This is a genomic window from Kyrpidia spormannii, assembly GCF_002804065.1.
Classification (GTDB): Bacteria; Bacillota; Bacilli; order Kyrpidiales; family Kyrpidiaceae; genus Kyrpidia; species Kyrpidia spormannii.
Map to the genome: position 1 here is coordinate 339,841 of NZ_CP024955.1, position 24,449 is coordinate 364,289.

General features: G+C 58.1%; 24 protein-coding genes and 3 pseudogenes. 16 read left to right on the forward strand and 11 right to left on the reverse strand.

Annotated elements, in window-relative coordinates; genetic code table 11:
• Window positions 1-212: 212 nt before the first annotated feature.
• The 4 genes from CVV65_RS01815 to CVV65_RS01830 all read right to left on the reverse strand — a co-directional run bounded on the left by CVV65_RS01815 (window position 213) and on the right by CVV65_RS01830 (window position 1,730).
• Entirely contained in the window at window positions 213-623 is a 411-nt protein-coding gene (locus CVV65_RS01815) for a type II toxin-antitoxin system HicB family antitoxin (protein ID WP_100666698.1), read from the reverse strand.
• Between the two features lie 39 nt (window positions 624-662).
• Entirely contained in the window at window positions 663-872 is a 210-nt protein-coding gene (locus tag CVV65_RS01820) for a type II toxin-antitoxin system HicA family toxin (protein WP_232796746.1), read from the reverse strand.
• Window positions 873-985: 113 nt separating this feature from the next.
• Window positions 986-1,429 (reverse strand): nucleotidyltransferase substrate binding protein, encoded by a 444-nt coding sequence (locus CVV65_RS01825; RefSeq protein ID WP_100666699.1) that lies wholly within the window; start codon window positions 1,427-1,429, stop codon window positions 986-988.
• On the reverse strand, window positions 1,395-1,730 hold the full coding sequence (locus CVV65_RS01830) for a nucleotidyltransferase domain-containing protein (protein ID WP_100666700.1): 336 nt from the start codon (window positions 1,728-1,730) through the stop codon (window positions 1,395-1,397). Before CVV65_RS01830 ends, CVV65_RS01825 begins: the two co-directional genes overlap by 35 nt.
• A gap of 166 nt (window positions 1,731-1,896) precedes the next feature.
• On the opposite strand from CVV65_RS01830, the gene CVV65_RS16660 reads away from it, so the two are divergent.
• Both CVV65_RS16660 and CVV65_RS01840 read left to right on the forward strand, forming a co-directional pair.
• A complete protein-coding gene (locus tag CVV65_RS16660) occupies window positions 1,897-2,217 on the forward strand; it encodes a DUF6922 domain-containing protein (RefSeq protein WP_157935339.1) in 321 nt (106 codons plus the stop codon).
• Window positions 2,218-2,916: 699 nt separating this feature from the next.
• Complete coding sequence (locus CVV65_RS01840; RefSeq protein ID WP_100666701.1) at window positions 2,917-3,396, forward strand: type II toxin-antitoxin system HicB family antitoxin; 480 nt, start codon at window positions 2,917-2,919, stop codon at window positions 3,394-3,396.
• A gap of 232 nt (window positions 3,397-3,628) precedes the next feature.
• Here CVV65_RS01840 and CVV65_RS01845 read toward each other — a convergent pair whose 3' ends face one another.
• A complete protein-coding gene (locus CVV65_RS01845) occupies window positions 3,629-5,500 on the reverse strand; it encodes a PepSY domain-containing protein (RefSeq protein ID WP_100666702.1) in 1,872 nt (623 codons plus the stop codon).
• A 312-nt stretch (window positions 5,501-5,812) separates the two neighbouring features.
• Between CVV65_RS01845 and CVV65_RS01850 the strand changes: the two genes are divergently transcribed.
• Entirely contained in the window at window positions 5,813-6,871 is a 1,059-nt protein-coding gene (locus CVV65_RS01850) for a Fic family protein (RefSeq protein ID WP_232796679.1), read from the forward strand.
• Between the two features lie 268 nt (window positions 6,872-7,139).
• Here CVV65_RS01850 and CVV65_RS01855 read toward each other — a convergent pair whose 3' ends face one another.
• On the reverse strand, window positions 7,140-8,315 hold the full coding sequence (locus tag CVV65_RS01855) for a glycine-rich domain-containing protein (RefSeq protein WP_100666704.1): 1,176 nt from the start codon (window positions 8,313-8,315) through the stop codon (window positions 7,140-7,142).
• Window positions 8,316-8,481: 166 nt separating this feature from the next.
• Between CVV65_RS01855 and CVV65_RS01860 the strand changes: the two genes are divergently transcribed.
• The 11 genes and pseudogenes from CVV65_RS01860 to CVV65_RS16485 all read left to right on the forward strand — a co-directional run.
• The gene (locus CVV65_RS01860) at window positions 8,482-8,901 is read left to right on the forward strand and encodes a helix-turn-helix domain-containing protein (RefSeq protein ID WP_100666705.1); all 420 of its coding nucleotides are present in this window, start codon (window positions 8,482-8,484) and stop codon (window positions 8,899-8,901) included.
• Complete coding sequence (locus CVV65_RS01865; protein ID WP_100666706.1) at window positions 8,891-9,256, forward strand: type II toxin-antitoxin system PemK/MazF family toxin; 366 nt, start codon at window positions 8,891-8,893, stop codon at window positions 9,254-9,256. The genes CVV65_RS01860 and CVV65_RS01865 overlap by 11 nt, the downstream gene beginning before the upstream one ends.
• Window positions 9,257-9,810: 554 nt before the next feature.
• A complete protein-coding gene (locus CVV65_RS01870) occupies window positions 9,811-10,596 on the forward strand; it encodes a 3-isopropylmalate dehydratase large subunit (protein ID WP_269148832.1) in 786 nt (261 codons plus the stop codon).
• Complete coding sequence (locus CVV65_RS01875; protein ID WP_100666707.1) at window positions 10,593-11,021, forward strand: aconitase X swivel domain-containing protein; 429 nt, start codon at window positions 10,593-10,595, stop codon at window positions 11,019-11,021. Before CVV65_RS01870 ends, CVV65_RS01875 begins: the two co-directional genes overlap by 4 nt.
• A gap of 1 nt (window position 11,022) precedes the next feature.
• A complete protein-coding gene (locus tag CVV65_RS01880; RefSeq protein ID WP_100666708.1) occupies window positions 11,023-11,889 on the forward strand; it encodes a MurR/RpiR family transcriptional regulator in 867 nt (288 codons plus the stop codon).
• 133 nt (window positions 11,890-12,022) lie between these two features.
• Window positions 12,023-13,222, forward strand: coding sequence for an RNA-guided endonuclease InsQ/TnpB family protein (locus CVV65_RS01885; RefSeq protein WP_100666709.1), 1,200 nt, complete (start codon window positions 12,023-12,025; stop codon window positions 13,220-13,222).
• A 686-nt stretch (window positions 13,223-13,908) separates the two neighbouring features.
• The gene (ltrA, locus tag CVV65_RS01890; protein WP_157935332.1) at window positions 13,909-15,369 is read left to right on the forward strand and encodes a group II intron reverse transcriptase/maturase; all 1,461 of its coding nucleotides are present in this window, start codon (window positions 13,909-13,911) and stop codon (window positions 15,367-15,369) included.
• 89 nt (window positions 15,370-15,458) lie between these two features.
• Window positions 15,459-16,259 (forward strand): annotated as a pseudogene (hutI, locus tag CVV65_RS01895) (imidazolonepropionase); the annotation flags it as partial.
• A 41-nt stretch (window positions 16,260-16,300) separates the two neighbouring features.
• Complete coding sequence (locus tag CVV65_RS01900; RefSeq protein WP_100669106.1) at window positions 16,301-16,942, forward strand: IS607 family transposase; 642 nt, start codon at window positions 16,301-16,303, stop codon at window positions 16,940-16,942.
• Window positions 16,905-18,266, forward strand: a complete 1,362-nt coding sequence (locus tag CVV65_RS01905; protein ID WP_232796680.1) for an RNA-guided endonuclease InsQ/TnpB family protein — start codon at window positions 16,905-16,907, stop codon at window positions 18,264-18,266. The genes CVV65_RS01900 and CVV65_RS01905 overlap by 38 nt, the downstream gene beginning before the upstream one ends.
• Before the next feature lie 226 nt (window positions 18,267-18,492).
• Window positions 18,493-18,600, forward strand: a pseudogene (locus CVV65_RS16485) (CoA transferase); the annotation flags it as partial.
• A gap of 2 nt (window positions 18,601-18,602) precedes the next feature.
• On the opposite strand, the pseudogene CVV65_RS17370 reads toward CVV65_RS16485, so the two are convergent.
• The 4 genes and pseudogenes from CVV65_RS17370 to CVV65_RS01915 form a co-directional block, all read right to left on the reverse strand.
• Window positions 18,603-18,937 (reverse strand): annotated as a pseudogene (locus tag CVV65_RS17370) (transposase); the annotation flags it as partial.
• A 52-nt stretch (window positions 18,938-18,989) separates the two neighbouring features.
• Window positions 18,990-19,505, reverse strand: a complete 516-nt coding sequence (locus CVV65_RS01910; protein ID WP_100666710.1) for a Uma2 family endonuclease — start codon at window positions 19,503-19,505, stop codon at window positions 18,990-18,992.
• The gene (locus CVV65_RS16880; protein WP_198592087.1) at window positions 19,448-19,693 is read right to left on the reverse strand and encodes a hypothetical protein; all 246 of its coding nucleotides are present in this window, start codon (window positions 19,691-19,693) and stop codon (window positions 19,448-19,450) included. Before CVV65_RS16880 ends, CVV65_RS01910 begins: the two co-directional genes overlap by 58 nt.
• Before the next feature lie 58 nt (window positions 19,694-19,751).
• Complete coding sequence (locus tag CVV65_RS01915) at window positions 19,752-20,876, reverse strand: NAD(P)H-dependent flavin oxidoreductase (RefSeq protein ID WP_100666711.1); 1,125 nt, start codon at window positions 20,874-20,876, stop codon at window positions 19,752-19,754.
• Between the two features lie 168 nt (window positions 20,877-21,044).
• Here CVV65_RS01915 and CVV65_RS01920 point away from each other — a divergent pair, with 168 nt between their 5' ends.
• Both CVV65_RS01920 and CVV65_RS01925 read left to right on the forward strand, forming a co-directional pair.
• Window positions 21,045-21,926, forward strand: coding sequence for a Gmad2 immunoglobulin-like domain-containing protein (locus CVV65_RS01920; RefSeq protein WP_157935340.1), 882 nt, complete (start codon window positions 21,045-21,047; stop codon window positions 21,924-21,926).
• Between the two features lie 228 nt (window positions 21,927-22,154).
• Window positions 22,155-23,345 carry a M20 family metallopeptidase gene (locus tag CVV65_RS01925; protein ID WP_407928401.1) on the forward strand — a complete coding sequence of 397 codons (1,191 nt, stop codon included), beginning with the start codon at window positions 22,155-22,157 and terminating at the stop codon, window positions 23,343-23,345.
• A 219-nt stretch (window positions 23,346-23,564) separates the two neighbouring features.
• On the opposite strand, the gene CVV65_RS01930 is transcribed toward CVV65_RS01925, so the two are convergent.
• Complete coding sequence (locus CVV65_RS01930) at window positions 23,565-24,158, reverse strand: YdeI/OmpD-associated family protein (protein WP_100666714.1); 594 nt, start codon at window positions 24,156-24,158, stop codon at window positions 23,565-23,567.
• Window positions 24,159-24,449 lie beyond the last annotated feature (291 nt).

A 24,449-nucleotide genomic window follows, 5' to 3' on the forward strand; every position in this document is an offset into this window, starting at 1 on the left:
CACGTTTCAAGGACCAGAGGATCCCCTTTTAGAAGGTTCTCCGGGGGTGATTGAGAGACCAAGCCGTGCGGCAAGGACTGACACTGCCGATGATGGACAGTCTCATTGCGGCGACGGTCATTGTCCATGAACTGGTTGTTGCGTTCAAGAACAGTCAACTTGAGCTCGAAATCATCGCACCGAGCTCAGATGGCCCGGTGGAGGCAGTTGGATCACACGCGGTCTTTCACGCCAAGATATTGCTTCAAGGCGTCCTGGAGCAAATGGGAGAAATTCACATTTCGTTCCCGTGCCAGGTCATCAAGCCACTTGGGAATGGTGAGGGTCTTTTTGACCGCACGTTGTTCCATCTCGTCACGGAATGGCGGCATCCACACTTCAACCAGAACAATGACCTGGTTCTCCACGGGACGCAGTTTCTTGACCGGTGTCGGCTCCGGAATCGGGTCCCCGTCCCGTTCCATACTGTACAAGTGAAGGGCCAGTGCTTCACGAGCATTTTTCAGGGCCTCTTCTGTGGTATGGCCGCATGGCAGACATCCGGGAAGATCCGGGAACTCGATGGAGATTCCGTCGTCGGCATACTCGAATATTGCCGGATACACATACCGATCCTTTGCCATGCGCGATCACTCCCACTCTATCTACGCTAGGACAGCGTGCTATTTTGGAGGTAGAAGGCCCGCCTGCTGAAAGATCCTTCGAACTGTGTTGGTCGGCACATCTTTTACGGGATGGGTGATGGTCACTTTGCCCGGCTTTGTTGGATGTTTAAAATGGTGATGGTCACCGACGGCTCTCACAAAGTACCATCCGTCTGCCTCGATGATTTTAATGAGCTCTCGGGACGAATAACTTTTCACCGGCTCCATCACCCCACTTACTCTCGAGACCATTATAATACGTACGACCATACGTGTATAGAGCTTCGGATGGATGGCGTGGGAAACACCGGCGGGAGACATGGCTGTGGTGTGTTCGGTCGTCATGACTCTGTTCCGCCCGGTCGATCGATTCTCGGTTCTCGCCCTTCCTGCTTTAAAAAGCCGGCGATCTTCGTCTCCAGGTCGCAAAGTTTCGGATAATGAGATTCTTTAATCCGCTGATAGATGTCTCTCGCCGTCTGTTCGTCATACGTGTGGGAAGCACGGTTCTGATCCAGCATCATATCAATCCATCCGTCCCCGTCGTCGAGCAGCCCGACGGAAAAAGCTTCCCGAATCGCGCTCCACGGGCTGTTGACCTCAAAACCTTCTCGGGCCAGGTACGCTTGCATCAGCTTCCAGCTGAGCTCAAAGGTAAACTCAAATCGTTGGATGACGCCGTCCACGACGATATCTTGATCCGGGTCGATCGTGAGACTTTCGCCCAGCCGACGAAGAGCTTTTTGGTAATCACGGTATTTTTCGGAGACCCGATTGGTTGACATAAATCTGCACCCCCTCCCGGTCGATGGCCTGTTTTAAAGATGGATTCGAGACCCGCTGATAGTGAACCACGTCAAAACGGAGAGCGGTTCGGAGTTGTTCGAAAGCGTCCTGGAGCAGGTTCACATCCCTGGCGGTCAGTTTGTCTCCGTACAGGCAGATGTCGATATCCGAGGATCTGCGGTAATCGCCCCGGGCTCGGGAACCGTAGACGGCAGCGCGTTCGACGCGTTCATTGCCGCTGAGGACGGCGACGATATCCTGCAACAAACGGTCGCCGATACCGAAGCGGTCCATGAACATCCGCACCGTCCTTTCCGAGGGTGGTCGTCGACCGGGAGTTGGTTCGAGGAGATCAGGCGGTTGCCTACCTTTTACCTGATGTTGGTGGGGATTGTCAACGGGGGGTGTTGGACATCATTCACGGGATTCTCCATAATAAAAATACAGGCAAAGGGGGCGCGGAGGAGTGGCAATCCCTGAGAACATACCGGAATTTCTTTGGCCGTTGTTTCATAACTACGTGCCCGAAAGCATTGACCCGGTCCGGAATTGGAAGTTTGTGATCAAAACGGTCATGGTCGCGGGTACGTGGGAACAGGTGGAGTGGGCCGCCCAAACCTACGGCCGCGACCGGTTCGAGCAGGTTGTTCGCGAGGACCTGGAGGGCAATCGGGAGTTGCCCAGGCCCGTGGCGAATTTTTGGTCCATCGCCTTTTGGGGCAAGCCTCTTCCCCCGCTCCACAAGGGGGAGCGGGGGAAACCCACTCGCAAAATTCCGGGGGTGTAGGCTCGTGTTTTTGGATCAAATCGACCCCAAAACCGCAGAAACGCGCGCCGTTAAAAAGTGGTATCATGAGCCTTGAGGATATCGTTCGCGAGGCTGGTGAAATTTTTGAGGAGGATGGCGAAAAGCTTTTTTCGGCCAAACTGTTTTTACAATGCAAGAGCTGCAACATGCGGTTGAGGAACTGACCGGACAAACGTTCATGCCTGCTCAAGAGAAGAACCGGGACAACGGTGGAACTAAGCGTCGGGAGCCGTGAAAAGCCCGGTTGCATCCCCTGCCGATTTCGATGCCCTGCACGGGAGGCCGGGTGGAAAACTATGGGCTGTCGAAACGAAGAGGGGGTGAGGTGTCCACCTTTTGAAAAACTATTAATTGAAAATGTATGCGTGGGGTGGACATTTATCAGACTTGAGGGAATTGGTCGACTTGAGATCGACTTTGGGCGTTTCATGCCCCTGTTCTACATATCTGCGGATACGGCGCCAAATTGCATCACTCATTTTTTCCCCCACTCATTGGGACAAAATTGCTTTCGATCGTGGTCCATCGGAAGTGTCCTCTACAAGTACTCAAAAGGCTTGGAAAACGCAACGTGATTTTCCCGATGTCTGTGACGAGCTCGCTGGATGTTATAATTCTACTTCGGGGCGGCAAACACCTTCATAAAATCTCCGAACCTGGGGTGGGTGTGGGACAGCGATGAAGAGTAACAAAATGACCGATGAAAAGTTCAGAAGTGACATTCCCGACAGCTATTTCTACCCGGCCATTTTCACCTTTGGGGAGGACGGCGTATCCGTAGAGTTTCCCGACCTTGACGGATGCTTCACCGGCGGCTCGGACGTTCAGGAAGCACATCGGTTGGCGGAAGACGTGTTGGCCGGATATCTCTCTATTCTCGAAGAAGAAGGCCGACCGATTCCCAAACCGAGCGTTGGAAAGAGATTCGATCTGCAAGAAAAGCAAGAGGTGGTCCTGGTTCGAGCCTGGATGCCACCTTACCGCGAAAACTATCGAACCCGGGCCGTTAAAAAAACCGTGACCCTGCCGAGTTGGTTAAAGAAAGCGGTGGGAGAGCGTCACATTAACTTTTCGCGCGTCCTCCAAGAAGCTTTGATGAAGCAGCTTGGTATCACGATAAAGTCGGGATCGTCGGACTCTGAGGACTGGATAGAATAGACATCGGTGACAATCGCTCGGGTTCACCGGAAACAAGCTGAAACGGCTCAAAATCAAAGGCCCCCGATCCAATGAGGACAGCGGGGGCCTTTGCTCGCAAAGCTCGCCGACCAGTGCCATGCTCCTTTTCAGACCGGAGTCAGTTCTCGCGCCGCTTCGCCCTCCCGCTTCCATACCCGCCCGTTGCGGGATGGAGGGACCGGTCCGTTTGACCAATCCGAAAGGTATACACCTAACGACCGCCGAAAAATGCCAGTTTCCCCGTGAAGGCGTCGATGTACTGGATCGGGTGATTCGGATCGAACTCGTACACCAACTGGCCTTGCGGGGCCGCCTGATTGCCGAATGCCGGCCATGTGTACACCAGCCGGATGGGCTGCGCCTGGAGAAAAGCCGTTTTGGCCTGCTCCGGAGTGATGGTATCTCGATTATCCGGCAGCGCCGGCGATGACGCGGGCGGCAGTGTGAATCCCACGATCCGCCCCGTGGTTGCATCCACTTGCACATTGTAGATGCGATCCAGGATGGGCACGCCCTGAACCAATGGACGAAAGATGTATGTGTACACCGGCAGCGGCTCCGGCATGAAGTTGGGATCCTTGGCCGGGTCGAACCAGTCCGGAGGGCTCGGCAGTGGCTTGGAACCGTCCATTTCCCAAACGAGTTGAACAGTTTGGCTGCCCTTGGGCAAAATCTGCTGCAGGAACGAGAGGGCCTTCGCTTCTCCTTGTTCCATGGACAGAACCGCCGGTTTGCCTCGAAGCATCTGGGTATCCACGTTCAGGTCCAGCCACTGGCCGGTGTCGGCGTCAAACACCGCGTTGATGTGGCTCGGCTGTTCCGCGGGGGCAATGGTTGAGCCTTGCGCGGCCGGGGAACTCGCGGGCGGGCGGAGCGACCAAGTCAACACCCGCGGATGATAACCGCTCAAGGTGTCCGGAGGCGGTGTCTGCTCCTCAAAAGTCATCCCAGAAAGATCCATATGCAGGAAATCCGCCACCAGGCGTGCGGCCGTGTCTTTGTCCTTGGCCTGAAGGGCCTGCCCCTGACCGATGATGGAGAGGGTTTTATTCATTTCCATATTCGGCGGTATCGAAAGTCCTCCGGTAAACGGTTTCCCTGAAAAGGCGTCGATGCTCCCCTGCCGCATGGGAAAATAGCCGAGGACCGGCCGGTCTCCCTTTTGGAGCTGCCCGGAAGAATCCAGATGGAACGGCGTCGTGAGATACATTTTTTCCAGTTGGAGTTGGGCCGCCAGCAATTTTTGCGCCTCGTCCGACGAGATGGCCCCGGAGGGGTCGGGGAGTTTCGAACTGTCAAATGGATGCATAATCTGCATCCCAATGACATGACCGAATTGATCCACCCGGATGTCCAGGGAATTTTGGGGGAAAGGAATGCCGTGCACTTTCTCGCTGAACGTTACCACTGCGAACCGCCACTGTAAAGTTTTTGTTCCGGGTGTGGCGGTTTGGGTGATTCCGCCGCCGCCGATTCGCTCCAGCCCCTGATCGCGAAAAGGAGAGCCCACCTTTTGCAAGAAAGCGGTGGCGGCTTGAAGCGCCAGTTGGTTGTCCGGCTGACGATCGCCGGTCCACGCGGGGTTCATCCGTGAGAAGTCCAGGATTGCGCCGGTTATGGCATCAACCCTTGCATTGAGCGTGTCCGGCGGCTCCGATGGCGGGCCTTGGAATTTGGACGGATCGGTCGCAAAAAAGGTCAGATCCCATGTGGGTCTGGATCCCATAAAGATGCCGGCTCGGGGATCTCCCGGGAGATAGTACGCGGTGACATAGGGGAATTCTCCCAGTCCGTCAAACAGGGCGCGAACTTTGGCCACCGCCTCTTTCTCGCTGATGGCGTTCGGCGGCGGGGTGGGCGCCTTCGTCGGCGGAACGGTTGGAGGGACCGCCGATGCGACGGGCGGGGTCCCCGTTTGCCCGGCGGGCGCGACGGTGTCCGGTGTGGTGACAGAGTCGGGCGCCGCGGCAGGGCCGGGCACTTGCCCCGGGGCGGCGTGCACGGGGCCGCTCGGGACGGGATACCCTGTGGAGAGAACGGCCAGGGTTGCTGCCGAGACAGCGATCTTAGAAAACCGTTTCACCAAATTTCTCCTCCCAAATAGGAATGATGGGAATGGTTCGAAACATATTCGGTTTTATTGTACGGTTGGATATAGTTTCCGGTCAAGGTGGAGTGCAGGAAGCCTCAACGTGGCAGGCGGAGGTGGATGCGTTGATTCAGCGTGTTCGGAGGGGCTCAAAATGGAACCGGTTGGGTTGGTGGTGAACAGTTACTCCGGTGGCGGAGCGGTTTGTTGACTCCAGATTACGAAAACAGTATTTTATACCTATGAAAGTAAGGTTATAATGTATCCATCAAATGATACTATTTATCTCGACCGGATGTGGTTCATGTGCGTTCGTTTATGCCCGATGTCATGGGAAGGTGGCCTGTCAGCAAAGGCATTGTGGTGCTGACCAACCGGATTGCCGAGTACCGCGGAAAGCAGGCGTTGTATCAGCGGCAAATCCCGCAGGTGCTTGATACGTTGCGGGAGTATGCCGTCATTCAAAGTACGGAGTCGTCGAACCGAATCGAGGGCATCGTTGTGCCGACCCGAAGGTTTACGTCCATCATGCGACACGCATCTGAGCCGCAAACCCGGTCGGAGGCCGAGATTGCGGGGTACCGTGACGTGTTGAGGATGATTCACGAGCATCATGAACACATGCGGTTAACCTCAAATTTGATTCTCCAATTGCACCGGGATCTGATGAAGTATGCCGGTAAAGGCGGGCAATGGAAGATGGCGGACAATTATATCGAAGAGGTTGCCCCGGATGGTGAGCGGAGGATTCGTTTCCAAACCGTACCGGCATGGCAAACACCAGGCGCAGTGGAAGAGTTGTGCCGCCTGTTTCTCCTGGAACTGCAGCGCGGAGAATGGCCGGACGTTCTGCTCATCGCCGCCTTTGTCCTGGATTTCTTGTGCATCCATCCCTTTGCTGATGGGAATGGACGCATGGCGCGGCTTTTGTCCCTTCTGTTGCTTTATCAGAGCGGGTACGTCGTGGGACGATACATCAGTTTGGCACGGGTGATCGAAGATACGAAGGATCAGTATTATGACACATTGTACCGGTCATCGCAGGGTTGGCATGAGGGTGAACATGATTTAACGCCTTGGATGGAATATTTCCTGACCATGCTGCTTGAAGCGTATCGGAGATTCGAGCAGCGGGTGGGGGACACTGAGGCGGCGAAGCATCGGGGATGGAAGAAGGAACGAATTCAAAACGTGGTTCACGGGTTTGTGGCGGATTTTAGCATTTCTGACGTGGAAAAGCTGTGTCCCGGAATCAGTCGGTCAATGGTTACGCGTGTTTTGAACGAATTGAGCCGCCAAGGTGTCATCGAGTGCATTCAAAAAGGGCGCCATGCCCGCTGGAAGCGATGCGGCCAGGGCAACTGAGTGTGGGCGGGCTTGCGCGCGTTGCGGGACTCAGGGCCGGGGGATAAGTGGGAGGGAGCGGCAATCGTTTCGCCTGTCGTAATCACTGCAAGGTGTCCTATCCGGACCAGGCTTACAGAATTTTGCACCATTTTTATGTACAGTTCGTCAGTATTTGGATGGATAAATCCCACGATATAGTCTTCTGGATTGGAACGGTCGCGAGGGCATGTTGCATAGATCAAGCGTTTGCTTGAGCTCAACCTTGGGTGTTTCACGGCCTCGTTCCTCAACTCCCTCCGCATCCGCCTCCGCAACTGCTGCCGCAGCTGCTTCCGCAGGAACTGCCGCCACAAGAGGAGCCGTTGTGACCCGGGGAGTGGTGGTGGGAATCGCCATCCCCCCAGTAGTACCCCCAGGATCCGCAGGAGCTGCCGCCGCCCGAGCGGTCCCGTTTTGCAGCGGCGGCCGTCGCAGGCGATGCGGAGGCCATTCTTGCGGCAAACTGTTCCGGTTCGGCCAAGGAAAAATAAACCATCGAAGCGGCGCCGGCGGCCAGGGCTGGGATGGGCGATTTTTTGGCGGTTCGGCGCCCCTTCGTGCTTCCCGAACTCCCGGCGAGCTTTATTTTTGCCTGACTGATCTGGTCCCGCAGGGTGTTGACCAGCCAATGGGCGTAAGGAGTGTCTGGACGGAAATATTTTTCCTTCAAGGCTGAAAACTCGCTTTTCTCAAACTCCTGAATGAGATCGGCGGGCAAAGGATAGCGGAAAAATCCGTTCCATGCGAACCAACTGTAGGGGAGCGGATGGAAAATCTGGTGATAGGTCCAATCGAACCACGCCCTCTCCCCGGGGTTGAGGATGGGATCGGGATTCGGGACGTGATGGATCATCCGGCCGGCAAATCGGGTACAAAAATCCTCGTATTCCAGGGTGAACAGGAGCATGGTGTGCCACACTTCGTCCACCGTCTGGCTGTACATGGGCGTGTAGCGGAGGATGGCCGACATGAGGAAAAAGCGTTTGAGCTCGAATAAGGCCCAATCGAATTCCTCGGCTGTCCACTCCGGGTGATCTTTGAGGCAACGATTTCTGACCTTCTCCACATAGGCCGGATCCAGGGACGCGGCCAATCGTTCCGCTAAAGGTTCCAAGGGCGTGTCTTTTTGCAGATCCAGACTTTTCGGGATGGTCCCCCAGTCGGGCCGAGAGTGGGTGCGGGAACTCTCCTGGGTGCGGCCATTCCCGGAAACCGGGGCGCGGTTGGTCACCGGTGTTTTGCGAATCCCGGGACTTCTCCGGTTAGCGCCCAAGATCCCTATGGTGGCAAACCACAGGATCGGCAACAGGATGTCGCCCGCCACGGTGACGATTCGATTGTCGCGAAAGGGGCCTGTCATGACGTAGATGAGACCGATGGTGATCAAGGCCGCAGCCGCAAGAATGCCGATTCGCTTTGCCACCGAATTCCCCCCACTGTGAGGATCGACTTCCTAGCCTCTAACACCAGTGTACCGCCACGGCATAATTCCCGTAAACCCTAGAGATCTTTACGTTACACCTTATATGCGAACACGTTGTCTGAGAGCATGAAGTGACATATACTTCTACGTAGGTAGGTGTAGAAGCATGGAGAAGCTGCTGACTCCTGAGCAGGTGGCTGAGCACTTGGTTGTGGCTGAACGTACAGTCTACGAATGGCTCCGGACCGGGCGCCTGCGAGGGATCAAACTCGGGCGCCTGTGGCGGGTGCGTGAGAAGGACTTGGAGGCTTTCCTCCAGGGCGAGGAAGAGGAACCTTTGTCTTTCGAGGATCCGGCGGCTGCACGCCGTGGGCTGGAGGGCGTGAAGGGCAGCCTCGTGGTGCCTTGGAAGAAGCTGCCCAAAAAACGTGAGGCAACGGAAGAGGACGGCGCATGGCTGGAATCGGACCTGGGCGGGGAACTTCCACCTTATGACTGGGGACCGGAAGGCCCGCCGAAGGGAAAGCCGGTGCGGTACGTGCCGGGCGTAGGTCCTGTGGTTGAGGGCGGAAAGCATGATCGGTGACCGCCTCGAGCCAGGAGACATTCTCTTGGTTCACCTGCCTGGGCACGTCCCGCCGGGACACGAGCAGGAGGGGGTTCGCCCGGCTGTCGTGCTTGGCGTGCCGCCGGAGCCCGTCCGCTTTGGCGTGGTCCTCGTTGCACCGGCGACGACGAGCGCCGGGCAGTGGGCCAGGAGGAATCCCCTGCTTTACCCACGCTTGCCGGCCGGCGCCGGCGGACTTCGTCGGCCATCGACCATCCTCTTGGACCAGGTGCGAGCACTCGACCTACAGCGGACGGTGGAGTACCTGGGTACGCTGGCCCCGACGGAACTGGAGACGATCCGCAGGGGACTGCGCGCGCTGCTGAATCTGTGAAGCGTGGCATCGCCATCGCGGAGGGGGGAGAGATCGTGTTGGACATTCCGCTCCCATTGACCGGGCTGATGCCCACGGGGTCTTTTGCGCAGGGGAGCAGAAGAGGGGGAATCTCGCGGTGAATCGTTCCGGTGCGGCCGAGGGTCTTTTGCGAATCCCGGGACTTCTCCGGTTAGTGCCAAGATTGCCGATTCGCTTTGCCACCGAAATCCCCCCACTGTGAGGATCGACTTTCTAGCCTCTAACACCAGTGTGCCGCCACGGCATAGTTCCCGGAAACCCCAGAAGTCTTTACGTGGGCTTAACGCTCGGTTGTGACCACGAGATTCCCCCCACCTGGCGTTGCGGCCCTTCTCGATACAGCGGATGCAGCCTCAGCACTCCGATGATGGTGGGCCGGCTGACCCCCGAGCAAAAGCAGATGGAGCGGACGTACCGGGCGTATCGGGCCATCGGGGCGGTGTTGAATTTTAGCTGCACCCCCTACCTGTTGGACAACATCCCGCGTCAGGGAGAGGTGGTCGCCCTTTTCCGAGTCCAGCGCCACCCCTTATGTGAACGCCGTCTACGGGGCCCGGAGCAACCGGGAGTCGGCCCAGAGCGCGCTGTGCGCCGCGGTGGCCGGCCGGGTACCGGAGTACGGGCTACTTCTGGCTGAGAACCGCCGGGGGCAAATCGTGGTGGACGTCAAGGCCGAGTTGTCGAGTGATTTTGACTACCAACTGTTGGGATATGCTGTGCCGAAAAAGATCGGCCACCGGATCCCGGTATTCGTGGGCATCCCCGATACGGCCTCCCCGGAGGCACTCATGAACCTGTGTGCCGAGCTGAACACCGCCGGGGCCGTGCCCATGTTTCACATAGTCGGCCTCACCCCCGAGGCACCGACTTTGGAAGCGGCCCTGGGCGGTCGGGAGCCCGTGGACACCGTGACCGTCACAGACCGGGACTTGCTGGAGGTTCGGGAACAGATCTCCCAAGCCCCGGGTCAGGTAGATTTCGTTCTTCTCGGCTGCCCCCACCTCAGCCTGCGCCAGCTGCAGACCATCGCCGAGCTGGTGCGGGGGAAGAAGCTGCGGGTGGAGCTGTGGATCAACACCTCGGCGTATACCCGGGAGGTGGCGGCCCGGATGGGCCTGGTGGACGTTATCGAGAGGGCGGGGGGGCACGTGCTTCAGGACACCTGCGTGGACCAGCCGATCTGGAAGCACCTGGAGGGTAAAACCGGAGCCACGGAATCGCCCAAATGCGCCTATTACACGAAACGCAGGCAGATGAACTTTGTGATCCGGAGCCTGGAGGCCTGTGTTCAGGCGGCGATCGAGGGGGTGATCGCATGACGGCACCCCAAGCTGCGGAGGCCTTTGCGTGCCACAAAATCTCCGGGGGCGTGGCATCCGGGGAAGTTCTGTTTTCCCAGGATGATATCTGCTTTTATCTGTGCGACCCGGAGACGGGCAAGGTCATCGAGGACGGCCACTGTCTTTACGGCGTCAGCGTCTCGGGGAAGATTTTGGTCTTCCCCAGCGGGAAAGGGAGCTCCGTCGTCCAGACCGACGGGCTATACCAGTTGGCCATGCGGGGGAATGCCCCGAAAGCGGTGGTGGTCCAGCACCCGGACACCGTCCTCGTGGCGACCTGCATCATTCTCGACGTGCCCATGGTCGATCGGGTGGAGGCCGCTTTTTATGAACGGGTCAAGACCGGTGATGCCGTTCGGTTGGACGCGTCGAGCGGAGTGATCCAACTCATCGGGAGAGCGTAGGATGAAAGAATTGCAGAATCTCAAAAGCTTGGAGGATTTCCTGCAACGCCTCGGAGCCGCAGCGGGCGAATCCGAGACCAACCGGCATTTGGCGGACTATTTTGCGACCCATTATCTTGAAATTCCTTTCATGACCGCCGGGGAGGTGGCGGCGGAAGCCAAGGTCAGTCAGGCCAGTGTCTCCCGTTTCTGTATGTCCCTGGGCTTTCACGGATACAGCGATTTGCTCCGGGAGTTGCAGAAATTGGTCCGGGAGGACATTACGGCGCCCAAGCGCCTGCGATACGCCACCCGGGGGAACCGGGACGACTACGAAGAGATCCTTGCCAATGAACAGCTCAATATCGCCGGACTGAGGGAAGTCGCGGAGCAGGAGGCCTTCCGGAGGCTGGCGGACAAATTGGCCACGGCTCCGCGGGTGGTGCTCTTGTCCGCCCGGATGTCGGCGACGCTCCTCCCCTATATGACCTATGTGCTCAATAAAATGCGGGATGGGGTCGAGGAGGTTCTTCCCCACACGCCGGCCTGGAACAGTTTGCCCTTGAGGGATCCGGCGGGCACGCAGATCGTGACCATCGCCTTTCCGCGATATCCGAACATTCTCCTTTCCCATGTGGAGCGCTTGCACGATGCCGGGTTTTCCATCGCGGCCGTCACCGATCGCGTCGTCTCCCCCGTTACCCAATTTGCCGATCCGGTGATCACGGTGCCGGTGACCACCTCGTCGATTTTTGATGTGTACGGGGCGCCTATTGTGCTGCTCAACTTGCTCCTTCTGGAGACGGCGAAGCGGATCCCCGGGATTGAAGAGCGGCTGAACCGGGTGGAAACGTTGGAGCAGGGAGAACACATTTATTGGAATTTTTGATCTGAAAAAACGCGCCGCAAACCTCTTCCTTCAGGAAGAGGTTTGCGGCGCGTCATTGAGCGGACAGAGGAAGAGCGGCTCTTTTGGCGAATATGCGTTTGCGAGACTCGAACATTCGGGGTATCTTAGAACCATGAAAATTTTCAAGTCCTTTCGATTCCGTTTGGAACCCACAACCGAACAATCCCAGTGCCTCACCCGTTACCGGGGATGTGCGCGGTTGGTCTGGAACAAGGCGCTGGCCTTGCAAAAGGGGCGACTGGAGGCCGGGTACCCTTTACTCTCGTATGAGGAGCTTGCCCGGCTCCTGACACTCTGGAGACACAGCGAGGAATACGGGTTTTTGGCCAACGCCCCTGTGCACCCTTTGCAGTGGACGCTCAAGTTCCTGGATCGGGCAATCCGGGCGGCGTTTGACAAGTCCAACCCGGCGCGCTTCCCGACGTTCAAGAAAAAGAACCGGGACGAGGCGGGCCTGCGCTTTCCGGACCCGAAACAGATCAAGCTCGACCTGTCGACCAAGGATGCGGACGGGCGGTGTGTCTTGCCGAAGGTTTTCCTGCCCAAGATCGGGTGGGTGAAGTTCCGCAAGTCCCGGACCATCGACGGGACGATTCGGAATGCCACGGTAACATGGCAGGCCGGGCACTGGTACATCTCTTTCCAGACGGAGATCGACGTGCCGGAGCCGGTCCACCCGTCGGAGTCGGCTGTGGGGATCGACCGGGGAATTGTGCATTTTGCGGCGTTGTCGGACGGCACGTTTGTCGATGCGCCGGGGTGGTTCCGGCGGCATGAAAAGAAACTGGCTTGGGAAATGCGGAAGCTGTCGCGGAAGAAAAGGTTCTCGCGAAACTGGCAGAAACAGAAGGCCAGGATTCAGCGTCTTCATGCGCATATCGCGAATGCCCGGCGGGATTTTCTGCACAAGACCTCCACGGCCATCAGCAAAACCCACGCGATGGTGTTTGTGGAGGATTTGCGGATCCAGAACATGAGCCGGTCGGCCAAGGGGACGAGGGAGAATCCGGGGAAGAACGTGCGGGCGAAGAGCGGGCTGAACAAAGCGATCCTGGACCAAGGGTGGTCGATGTTCCAGACGTTTTTGGAGTACAAGCTCCACTGGTCGGGAGGCTGGCTGGGGACCGTCCCGGCCCCGTACACGAGCCAAAGATGCCCGGTACCGGAATGCGGGCATGTGAGCAATGCGAATCGGCCGAGGCAATCGACATTCCGGTGCGAGAGGTGCGGGTATGAGGGCAATGCCGACACAGTGGGAGCGATGAACATTTTAAGGGCTGGACTGGCCCGGATCGCCTGTTCTCCGGTGTAGCGCCGGGGAGTCGGTTGTTCGACCGATCCAAGGGGTGCAACAAGGCCCCTGGTGGCAGGAAGGAATCCTCCGCCTTCAGGCGGGGGAGGAGGTGTGCGGGCGGCAGCCCACATTGGATGCTGAACATCCAGCAACGGTTGGACTGCTGGACAGGTCAGCGCTGCATAGTGGTCAGTGCAGCAAAGGATACTTCTAGGGCGTTTCCGTGAGGAACGTGGCGAAGGAGAGAGGGAGTGCCGAGAGGTCCCTATCCGAAGTGTGCAGGTTGAAAGCGAAATGCTGAATGCCAAAGCGGCGGGATGAACTGGGGACGCTGCGTTCTCTGCGGAACCTAAAACCCCCCCATGAGGGAGGGGTGAGGCAGCCCTGTCGACCACGATAACGGGGTATGCGGTTCATCACGTGGAGGGTGAGACATGTGCACTGTAGCCAATGTGGGTGACCCGTCGAGATCTCTCGGTTACCGTAGTGGGCATGGGCATATAAGGGTATCCGAAGTTGCTCGTGTGCCGAGAGAAGTCAGAGCGCCTTCATAGTAGCGAAGTAACCCCGAGACCATAACTCGGTGTGAAGTGAAGGAAGGCGTCGTTGCTGAAAAAGTTGATTCAGAAGCAGGCATGCTAATTGGTAAGCCTCCGCTGCGAAACACTGCCAAGATGGTCCTGCTTGCGAGGAGACGCTCGAACTTGAAGTGGCACAATCTTTACGGACGTTTGCTCAGCTATCAACGGTTGTATGAGGCGTGGCTAAAAGTGAAGGCGAATCGGGGGGCTGGCGGAGTAGACGGAATCAGTCTGTCCGCTTTTGAAAGCAAATTGGAGGAAAACCTCCAAGAGCTTCTAAGAGACCTCAAAGCCAAGACTTATAAGCCAATGCCAGTACTCAGACGCTACATTCCGAAACGAAACGGCAAGAAACGTCCACTTGGCCTTCCGTCTATACGGGACAAGGTTGTACAGCAAGCGGTGGTGGATATACTCCAACCTCTATACGAGACGGAGTTTCATCCGGCCTCCGTCGGCTTCCGTCCCGGAAAAGGTGCGTTCAATGCGTTCGGACGCATCATTCACCTGATGGAGCAAGGCTATGTTTGGGTGTACGATGCTGACATCAAGGGCTACTTTGACTGTATAGACCATCGAATACTGCTGGAGGTTATGAAGCGAAGGATTGCCGACCGATCCATTTTGGACCTCATCTGGCAGTGGTTAAAGGCTGGGGTCATGGAGAATGGTGTGAGAAGTTTCTCCAAGGCGGGTACGCCGCAGGGCGGAGTCATCTCTCCATTGCTGGCCAATGTCTACCTCAACGAGTTGGACTGGGAGCTCAGTAAGGCTGGAGTGCAGTTTGTGCGCTATGCCGACGACTTTTTGGTCTTCGCAAAGAATGAAGAAGGCGTCAAGCATGGGGAAAATATCGTTCGAACTGTGATGAAAAGACTAAAGCTCGAACTGTCGGTTGAAAAGACCAAGACCCTGCACCTGATGGAGGAACGCACCTCAGACGGAAGGATAATTCCTGAACTCGAATACCTCGGAGTGGCAATCCAAGGATGGTTTCGAAAACGGGACGGAACATGGAGCTTTGGGCTGAAATGTACCTCGGAAGCCATGAAGGATTTCCGAGTGGCAGTGAAGGAAAAGACCCCAAAGACGCATACCCTAAGTCTGGCAGCGCTGGTCGAGAGAGTGAACCCGATCATCATGGGAAAGGCGGCGTACTGGGCACAAGCTGCTAAAGCGGTGCAGGTGTATAAATCAATTCGAGGCCGATGCCGCTGTGCCACAGCGCTCCTCGGTCAACAGACGAGCAGGCTAGATGCGTATGTCCGTCAACGTATTCGGCGTTGCCGCCTGCCTCAGCGTGGCGGTAGCAAGACGTACAGGAGAGCTAACATGCTCAGGTCAATCTACACCCACGAGCGCCTTATAAAGGCGGGACTTCGATATGCCGAGAGAATTGTTCGGGATGCGGCTACGGGCCTGCCGCTGACAGATGACGAGTATTTAGCGCTTATCCGTCAGCGCAGGGAGAAGGCAGCCGCTGCCAAGCGGCAACGCAAAGCTGATGACGCAGCGTACTGGGCCAAGCGAGCTGCTGCGTATCAACGAGCCCAGGAACGAGTACGCAAGTTCGAGAGTAAGTGACGTAGAGCGGTTTGCGGGAAAACCGCACGAGCCGTTCATTGAGGGGCTGGCCCCGAAAGGGGTTGGCCTACTCTATCAAGATGACGATGGGGACGACGACGGTGGAGGCGAAAAGCGGGTACGGGTTGGAGTGGGAGACGGAACGGAAGCAGCTGCGGGTGGCCCGGGAGTTGAATCGGCGCCACCCGATGGACGTCGTTTCCACTTTTTTGGGCGCTCACGCGGTGCCGGGGGAGTATCGGGATCGGCCGGATGATTATGTGGCCCAGGTGGCCGAGGAAATGGTGCCGGCGGTGGCCAGGGAAAGGCTGGCGGAGTTTTGCGATGTGTTCTGTGAGCAGGGGGTGTTTTCGGCCGAGCGGTCCCGGGTGATTCTTGAAGCGGGGCGGCGCTGGGGTCTGCGTCCGAAGGTGCACGCCGACGAGTTGGCGGCCACGGGCGGGGCGGAGCTGGCGGCGGAGGTGGGGGCGGTTTCGGCGGATCATCTGCTCCATGCGACGGAGGAAGGGTTGCGGGCCCTGGCCGATGGGGGCGTAGTGGCGGTGCTGCTGCCGGGGACGGCGTTTTTTCTGGGGGAGACGCCCGCTACGGCGCGGAAAATGATCGATGAGTTCGCTCTGCCGGTTGCTTTGGCGACCGATTATAATCCCGGAAGTAGCCCGACGGAATCGCTGCAGTTGGTCATGGCCATGGCGGCGGCGACGATGCGCATGACGCCCGAGGAGATCGTGACGGCGGTGACTCTCAATGCGGCCTGCGCTTTGGGCCGAGGCGGGGAGACGGGAACGCTGGAGCCCGGAAAATGGGCGGATTTTGTATTGTGGGAGGCGGAGAATCCGGCGTATCTCGTCTATCGTTTTGGGACTCGCAACTGCTCACATAAAACTTAATAAAGATTGATATTCCTCATCATTTTGTGTAATATTATCTCATGAAGGTTTCCATTGGTAGAGCGGCCAAAGAGCTGGGAGTTGCCCCGGAGACCCTTCGCCGCTGGGAAGCGGAGGGGAAGATTCAGGTGGAGCGGACGCCCGGAGGTCACCGTCGGTATGACCTGGCCAGCCTTCGCGGATGGGCCCGCAAGGAACCGGAACCGAAAGAGCGGGTCACTCTCGCCTATGCCCGGGTCTCCAGTCACGACCAGAAGGGGGATTTGGAACGGCAAGTGGAGTTGCTGGAGACGTTCTGCGCCGCAAACGGGTGGCGGTTTGAGGTGGTCCGCGACTTGGGTTCCGGGCTCAACTACAACAAAAGGGGCCTGCGGGAACTCATTCGCCGGATCTGTTCCGGGGAGGTGGGCCGGTTGGTGGTCACCCACAAGGACTGTCTGCTTCGGTTCGGGTCGGAGTTGGTCTTCTCCTTGTGCGAGCATTTTGGAACGGAGGTGGTCATCATCAATGCCTCGGAAGAGGCGACCTTCGAGGAAGAGCTGGTGCAGGACGTGCTGGAGATCATCACGGTGTTTTCGGCCCGGCTGTACGGGAGCCGGAGCCGGAAGAACCGGGACATCCTGAAGACGTTGAAGGAGGCGGCCGATGCGATCTGCCTTGAAAATGCTTCTGGAAGTGGATGAACACACGGCGGCGGTGCTGGACGGGCAGTCGCGGATCGCCAACTGGCTGTACAATCACCTGCTCGAAGAGGCGAACACCTTGCGGGAGAAGTTCCGGAGCACCCAGGACCCGGAAGCGGCCAGGGTGCTGTACACCAAGCGGGGCCTGCGGGACCGGGTTCCGGCGCTCAAACAGGAGTATCCATTCCTGCGGACGGTGTATTCGTCCGTGCTGAAGAACGCGGCCCTGCGGCTGAGCGGAGCGATCCGGAAATACCAGAAGGCGCGTCGCGAAAAGGGGGCGAAGAAGGTCGGCTGGCCGAAGTTCCGGTCGTGGAGGCGGGAATGGTTCTCCCTGCAATACGACGAGCCCTGGAAGGGCTTCGGGCTGGAGGGCCGGACTTTGCGGTTATCCCTGGGGAAAGTCCTGGACGAAAAGACGGGCAAGGAGAAGCAAGCCCAGGTGACGGCCCATCTGGCGGAACCCTTGCCCGATTGGTTCGAACCGGGAATGGTTCGTCAGCTTCGGATCGTCAAAGAGGGAAGATTATTCTACGCGGTGTTCACGGTGGAGAGGCCTGTACCGGCCCGGCGGCCGGCGGGGCGGGTCATTGCCATTGACCCGAACCACAAGAACCTGGGCTACGGAGTGGGGACCGACGGGGTGGCGACGGAAATCCGGAATCCGTGGTTTCTCAAGATTCTGGACCGGAGGATCGACGAGGTGAAATCCCTGCGGGACCGGTGCAAGAGGAAGTCGGTTCGGGTGGTACGGGAAGACGGATCGGAGGTGTGGTTGCCGTCGCGAAGGTGGAAGAAGCTGAACGAGCGGCTGGAAGAGCTGTGGCGGGTGCGCCGAGAGCAGACGAAGGTGTACCTGTGGACGATGGTCAACCGGTTGTACCGGGAGTATGACGCGGTGTTCGTGGGGGACTACACGCCCCGGGGTGGGGAAATCAGCCGGGGGATGCGCCGAGCAATGAACAACCAGTCGCTCATTGGGCGGTTCAAGGGAACCTTGGCGTGGGTGGCGACCCGATCCGGGAAAGTGTACGGGGAGTGGGACGAAGACGGGTCCACCCGGACGTGTTGCCAGTGCCACTACAAAGTGCCGGTCGGGATTCCTCCGGAGGTTCGGGAGTGGACCTGTCCGGAGTGCGGGACGCACCACATCCGGGACGAGAATTCGTCGATCAACGGACTAGAACAAGTGCTGAAAACCTTAGAGGTGCCTTGCTCGGGCCGTCTGGGAGGCCAAATTGCCGTTAAGACCAGGCGGGCTTGGCGGTTCGACGGTCTAGGGATCCAAGAGATTCCGGGGGCCGTCGGCGGGCGGGTGAGTTGATCACGCCGCCAGCCGCCAAGAGATCAAATGAGGGACATGACAGTCCTGAACCCAAATCCTGCGCAAAGTGAGATTTGTGTAGGTTTGGGAGAGCGGTGAACCACGCCCACGCCGTGGTGAAAAAAGGTCATTTGGTGGCTGTGAACGGTAAATTTGTTGGATTGTGCTAGCTATCTTGGCCCAAGTTACGCAAAGTAATTGGCGGATTATCTCTTCGAGGAAAGAAATGGGACGGTCTAATGGGACGGAACCACTCGAAGGAATCCGCGTGATCGGTCTCACGCGCGTACTGGCCGGACCGTATACCACCATGATGCTAGCGGATCTCGGGTCTTAAGAGGCAGCCCAGCGCAGCACCTGTTCCCCATTCTGCCAGCGCTTCACGTTCCGACTCGCCATACGCACCTTTTCATGTGCCGATGCAATCGCGTTCGTCGAGCGCAGTTTCCCTGCAAGAGTTCCGGAATACCCAGTCGGATCACGGTCACGGTCTCTTCCATTCCTTCCCGCAAACTGGCTGCAGTCCCTGGATACGCCTTCTCAAGCTGCGCGGCCAATCGCCGTGGGGCCGCCGGCGACTCTTTCGCGGTCTCCTGACGCCAGGTCCCCTGCAGTTGCCTCTTGACCCAATCTCTCGGTTTCTCCGGCAGGCGCTCCAGAACATTGCGCTCCGTAAGGCGATAGCCTTTTGTAGCGTTCCAAGAAACGGGCCGCCCTGGTCGTTTAGAATATGTCCCGCAGGCTGATGTCCAGCCCTTCAAAGATGCTCACCGTGACCGTTTCGTCCTTGTTGTGTACTGTCGGGAACACGTCGGTATCAGTCAGTCGATAGACTTCTACAATCTGGTGGTGTGGGTCGACAATCCAATATTCACGAACTCCTGCAGCCTTGTAGGCCCGGAGCTTGACCGTCTTGTCCTTGTATGCTGTAGCAGGTGACAGAACTTCCACGACCATATCCGGAACGCCCACACATCCATGCGGACGCAGTTTCGATGGATCACACACGACGGTGATGTCTGGTTGCACATAATTTCCCGATTTGTCACCATCCAGGTAAACATCAAATGGTGCAGTAAAACATTCATACGTTTTTCCTTTTAGATATCCGCTTATGTCACGAAACAGTCTGCCCACAATCCTTTGGTGTTCTGTGGAAGGCGACGGGGTCATGTCGTAAATCACACCGTCGATACGTTCCCACCGTTCAAACTGTTTGGGGTCAAGCTGGATTTCCATCCGCCATCCCACCTTCCAACATCACTCGGAGTCTCCGAAAGGGCAACGAGAAAACCTGGCAACAATTCGACGACATTGAAAAGCGGCTTGACAATATCCAGGTACAGTTGGAATACGTCAAGACCAGGCTGTTGGAGCATCATGAGGGATTTGGTGAACTCCACTTCGATAAATGGGACACGTGCCATTTGTCTTCTTCTGGGAACTGCCGACCTAAGGCGTCGACGGGGTTAGGGGTACCTCCTTTCAGTGGGGGTTCCTCGTGGCCAGGTACCGGGTCCAACCGGTCGCCTTGCCGATCGCCCGTTCCACCTCTTGAATGAGTTGCCGGACGATGTCTCTCGCGCTCGCGTCCCGGCTCTGGGCGGAACCCTGGCCGGCCCACAGAGACATGAATTCGGGATCGGCTTGTCGTGCGGCCCAGTTGCGAATGGGGCGGGTGAGGGCATTCTGAATGGGATACGGGGGTATTGGGGCGTCATATTGTGCCATCCACGAAATAAAGGTGTTTCTGAGGCCCCGGGCGGGTTTTCCGGAAAAGGCGTCTGTGATGACAGTCTCGGTGTCGCGGCTGTGGAGCAGGGCTTTCTTGTAGGCCGGGTGTGCGCCGCTCTCCCGACTGGCGAGAAAGGCGGTGCCCATTTGAACGGCGGAGGCCCCGAGGGTGAGGCAAGCGGCGATCCCTCTGCCGTCCATGATCCCTCCGGAAGCGATGACGGGAATGCGGACTCTGTCCACGATTTGGGGAACCAGGGCGATGGTGCCGACAAGGGAAGACGAGTGTGCTTCGAGAAAGGTCCCGCGGTGGCCGCCCGCTTCGCAACCCTGGGCCACGACGGCATCCACACCCGCCTCCTGAAGGTATACGGCTTCCGCCACGCTGGTGGCCGTGCCGATCACTCGGATTCCGCGGGATTTCAACTCTGTGATCTGTTCTTGGGTCGGGCAGCCGAAAGTGAAACTAAAGACGGGAATGCGTTCTTCTAAGATGACTTCCAACTGTTCGGTAAACGTATCCCCGGGGGCATTTTCGATGGGAATGCTGTCAATCTCCCTCCCCACCTCCTCGGGCAACGCCTCGAGGGATTTTAAATGATGTATCATGGCCTTGACGACTTCCCTGTCCACTTGGATGTTCTGGTCTGGAATAAACAAGTTTACTCCAAATGGCCGATCGGTGAGTTCACGAATCCGGCGAATGGCGGCCCGGATGGAGTCGGGCGACATATATCCGGCTCCGAGAAAACCGAGTCCGCCTTCATTGGACACCGCGGCGACGAGTTCAGGCGTCGTGGGCCCGCCCGCCATTGGGGCCTGGATAATGGGATATTGAATGCTTAACATGCGCGTGACGGTAGTGTCATTCCACATGGGATTCGCTCCTTTGAATGAGGATCTAACTCACATTGTAACGCAAATCGGTCGCAAAGCCCTCCTGTATAACATCTCCCCTCGCCCACCCGGGATGAAGTATGTTATGGTGGTCTTGGAAGGCTGTTATCCACATGGCGGCCTACCCACATTCGCGAGGTGAGGGCCATGGCGAGTGGCGGTGTGTGGAGACGGGGGATGACGGCGATGGCGGGCGTGGTGTCGGCGGCGCTGGTGCTTTCGGCCTGCGGGGCGGCGGCACCATCCGCGCCGGGTCAGGGCGGCGGGGCGTCGGTGCCGGAAGGGACCGGGGATACGGCGTCCGCCTCGGATGGGCAGAAGGGGGCAACCGCGACGAATCCCAACGATTCGAACGGTTCGCAGGTCAAAAAGCTGGCGGTCCGGCACGTGGCGGAGGGGGACTATCCCGCGGCGGAGATGGGCGATTGGGTGCGGGCCAATCGTGAGCGGCCCTTCTGGGGATTTTTTACCTTTGGCGGGACCAGGTACCTGATGGTCAGCCGGGGCCCAAGCCCGAATCCGGGCCATAAAGTCGAGGTGCAAGAAATCAAACAGTTGCCAAGCGGGCACCTTCAGGTTAGGGCCGTCTTTCGTGATCCCGAGCCGGGCAAACTGTACGCCCAGGTGATCAGTTATCCGGTGGATGTGGTGGAGACGCCGGCCTGGGCCACTGCGTATGAACTGATTTTTGAAGGGCCCAAGGCGCCGAAATCCCCGGGTTTGGTGGAGCCGAACATCATGGTGACGGCGCCCAAGCCCGAGCACACACTGACAGGAACATCGCTCCACCTCCAGGGCAAAGCCCGGGCCTTCGAGGGCCAGATTCACGTGTATTTGGAAGATGGTCACAATGTCCTCCTGGATCAAGTGTTGTCCGGAGCGGGCGCGCCGGAATGGATGACCATCGACAAAAATTTCGCCTATAAGGCCCCGACGAATCCGGCGGGGATGTTGATGGTTTACGCGGCGAGCCCCCGGGACGGGTCGAAACAGGATGTGGTGATGGTGCCCGTGCGGTTCCAGCGGTGATGGATCCGGCCGAGGTGTCGTCCGGATCCGGGTTGTGTTTTTGCTGAGGGGCCGGAGGACTGGGGTGCGGCCGTCGGCCCACGAAGGGGCAGGCCATCCCGCCGGGGCCCGGGCACTCAATTAAGAAACAAAAATTTATTGCGATCCCGGGCGGTATCGTAATAAAACTCAGATGTCCGTAAGTCAGCCGAAATGAGCGCGTACTGGGGAGGAGGGGGCGCCTTGGCGATTTTGGCCGAGGAACTGTCAGCGTTGGCGGCAGCGGCGGGCGGCGATGTGGTGACTTGGCGGAGGTATTTGCACGCCCATCCGGAGTTGTCGTTTCAGGAAGAGAATACGGCGCAATTCGTTTACGATACTCTGCTGTCTTTTGGCGGTTTTGAGCTGAGTCGGCCGACGAAGACCAGCGTGGTGGCCCGGTTGATCGGGGAGGCCCCCGGCCCGGTGGTGGCGGTGCGGGCGGACATGGACGCTTTGCCGATCCAGGAAGAGAATGATCTGCCCTTCGCCTCGACGAATCCCGGGGTGATGCACGCCTGTGGGCACGACGGGCACACGGCGATGCTGCTGGGGGTAGCCCGGGTCCTGTCCAAGCTTCGCTCACGGCTGCGGGGCGAGGTGCGGTTTTTGTTTCAGCACGCAGAAGAACTGTTTCCCGGAGGTGCCCAGGAGTTGGTGAATCTCGGGGTGCTGGACGGGGTGCAGGCGGTGATCGGGGCGCACCTCTGGATTCCCTTGGAGGTCGGTAAAATCGGCGTGAAAGCCGGGGAACTCATGGCTTCGCCGGACAGGTTCCGGATCGTGATTCGCGGGCGGGGCGGGCACGCGGCTCAGCCGCATCTCACCGTGGATAGCATCGCCGTGGGCGCCCAGGTGGTCACAAACCTGCAACACATTGTGTCCCGCTATGTGGACCCACTGGACCGGCTGGTGGTCTCGGTGACGCGGTTTATGGCCGGAACGGCGGACAATATTATTCCGGAATCGGCGGAATTGTGGGGGACGGTGCGCTGTTTTAATCCGGAGTTGCGGCGGCAGGCGCCCCAGTGGATTGAGCGGATTCTGAAGGGGGTGACCGAAGCCCACGAGGCGGAGTACGATTTTGAGTACACCCACGGATACCGGCCGGTGATCAACGATGCGACTGTGACGGCGTGGCTTCGGGAGGGGCTCGAGGAAGCTTTTGGCCCCGAAGTGATCGTCGAAGCCGTGCCCACCATGGGGGGAGAAGATTTTTCCGCTTATCAATCCAGGGTGGCTGGGAGCTTCTTCTTCATCGGCGCGGGAAATCCGGATAAGGGTATTGTGTATCCGCACCACCACCCCAGGTTTACCGTGGATGAGGATGCTCTGCCCATCGGGGTGAAGGCTCTGGCCGCCGGGGTGATGAAATTGTTGGCCGAGGTGAAGGCTTCTTGATTCAGCGCACAGCGGGCGAGGAAGATTGCACCCACGGCCATGGATGGAGAATGTGCAGCGTCAAGCCATCAATGAATGTGAGCGTGGATTTTGCGATATCCTCAATGGGGAGTATCGGATGAAACTCCCCAATTCTCCACGCCTCTGTGAAGCACGCTGACGCACACCTCGACACGGCATGCGCTTGCGCAGACCGACTCGGATCGGGTTCCCGCTATCTCAATCATTCAATCCTTTTCCGTCGAGAATTCGCTGTACACACTTTTCAATTCTCGACGTTCGGGTTTTGGCTTGTTTGGGTTGAGAAAAGTAAAGAAGGTAGGCTCTCTGCCGGCCCGGTGTCAACGCCTCGAAAGCCGTCCTCAAGGCAGGCATGTCATGGAATTTCTGCTGTAGCTCCTCGGGGATATCGAAGTCTGCATTCTTCTTGAAATCCACCTTCAAGCCGGCTTTTTCGACTTGAATGGCTTCATGGATATAGGATTTCAAGATCGTTTCCATCTCAACGATCTCCCGAACATCGGTGAACCGAATCTGGCGCGCCGCCTGCACGTTCTCCGTCTGTTGGACGAGAACTCCGTGGGGATCCCGCAACAGAGCGCCTTTGACAAACAGGAGCGCACAGTATTCCTTGAATCCGTGGACCAAGACGATGTTCTTGTTCTGAAACGTGTAACAGGGGACACCCCACTTGAAGTCTTCGGTCAGGTCGCATTCCAGAGCGATCGACCGTAATGCCTCAAACTCCTTCCTCCACTTGTCCGCCTTCCTCAGGAATTCATCCACCTTGGGGTTCGTTCTGCGTTCAGCCACTCGGACATACCCCTCCTCACCTTTTTCGATCCGCCGGCCCCACCGCCACCTCATGTGTCCGGGCCAGATCGCCGCTCCCGCGGCGATCGGCCACCGCCAACACTCTCGCCGCCCCGCATGCCTACTCCATTTCAGAGAGATTCCGATCCCGCGGCATCCCCACGGTCATAGGCGGACCTCACGCCACGCTCATGCCGGAGGAAGTCAAGGAACACGAGGATGCGGTATGCCACACCCGCGCTGGGATTTGATCAAAGGGCGCATCTATGGCCTCGCACAAGGGTTCGGGCA

Coding starts and splice junctions, on each gene's coding strand:
- CVV65_RS01815 (WP_100666698.1), bottom strand. CDS start 623: ATGGCAAAGGATCGGTATGTGTATCCGGCAATATTCGAGTATGCCGAC.
- CVV65_RS01820 (WP_232796746.1), bottom strand. CDS start 872: ATGGAGCCGGTGAAAAGTTATTCGTCCCGAGAGCTCATTAAAATCATC.
- CVV65_RS01825 (WP_100666699.1), bottom strand. CDS start 1,429: ATGTCAACCAATCGGGTCTCCGAAAAATACCGTGATTACCAAAAAGCT.
- CVV65_RS01830 (WP_100666700.1), bottom strand. CDS start 1,730: ATGTTCATGGACCGCTTCGGTATCGGCGACCGTTTGTTGCAGGATATC.
- CVV65_RS01840 (WP_100666701.1), top strand. CDS start 2,917: ATGAAGAGTAACAAAATGACCGATGAAAAGTTCAGAAGTGACATTCCC.
- CVV65_RS01860 (WP_100666705.1), top strand. CDS start 8,482: ATGGAGAAGCTGCTGACTCCTGAGCAGGTGGCTGAGCACTTGGTTGTG.
- CVV65_RS01865 (WP_100666706.1), top strand. CDS start 8,891: ATGATCGGTGACCGCCTCGAGCCAGGAGACATTCTCTTGGTTCACCTG.
- CVV65_RS01875 (WP_100666707.1), top strand. CDS start 10,593: ATGACGGCACCCCAAGCTGCGGAGGCCTTTGCGTGCCACAAAATCTCC.
- CVV65_RS01880 (WP_100666708.1), top strand. CDS start 11,023: ATGAAAGAATTGCAGAATCTCAAAAGCTTGGAGGATTTCCTGCAACGC.
- CVV65_RS01885 (WP_100666709.1), top strand. CDS start 12,023: ATGAAAATTTTCAAGTCCTTTCGATTCCGTTTGGAACCCACAACCGAA.
- CVV65_RS01900 (WP_100669106.1), top strand. CDS start 16,301: ATGAAGGTTTCCATTGGTAGAGCGGCCAAAGAGCTGGGAGTTGCCCCG.
- CVV65_RS01905 (WP_232796680.1), top strand. CDS start 16,905: ATGCGATCTGCCTTGAAAATGCTTCTGGAAGTGGATGAACACACGGCG.
- CVV65_RS01910 (WP_100666710.1), bottom strand. CDS start 19,505: ATGGAAATCCAGCTTGACCCCAAACAGTTTGAACGGTGGGAACGTATC.
- CVV65_RS16880 (WP_198592087.1), bottom strand. CDS start 19,693: ATGGCACGTGTCCCATTTATCGAAGTGGAGTTCACCAAATCCCTCATG.
- CVV65_RS01915 (WP_100666711.1), bottom strand. CDS start 20,876: ATGTGGAATGACACTACCGTCACGCGCATGTTAAGCATTCAATATCCC.
- CVV65_RS01920 (WP_157935340.1), top strand. CDS start 21,045: ATGGCGAGTGGCGGTGTGTGGAGACGGGGGATGACGGCGATGGCGGGC.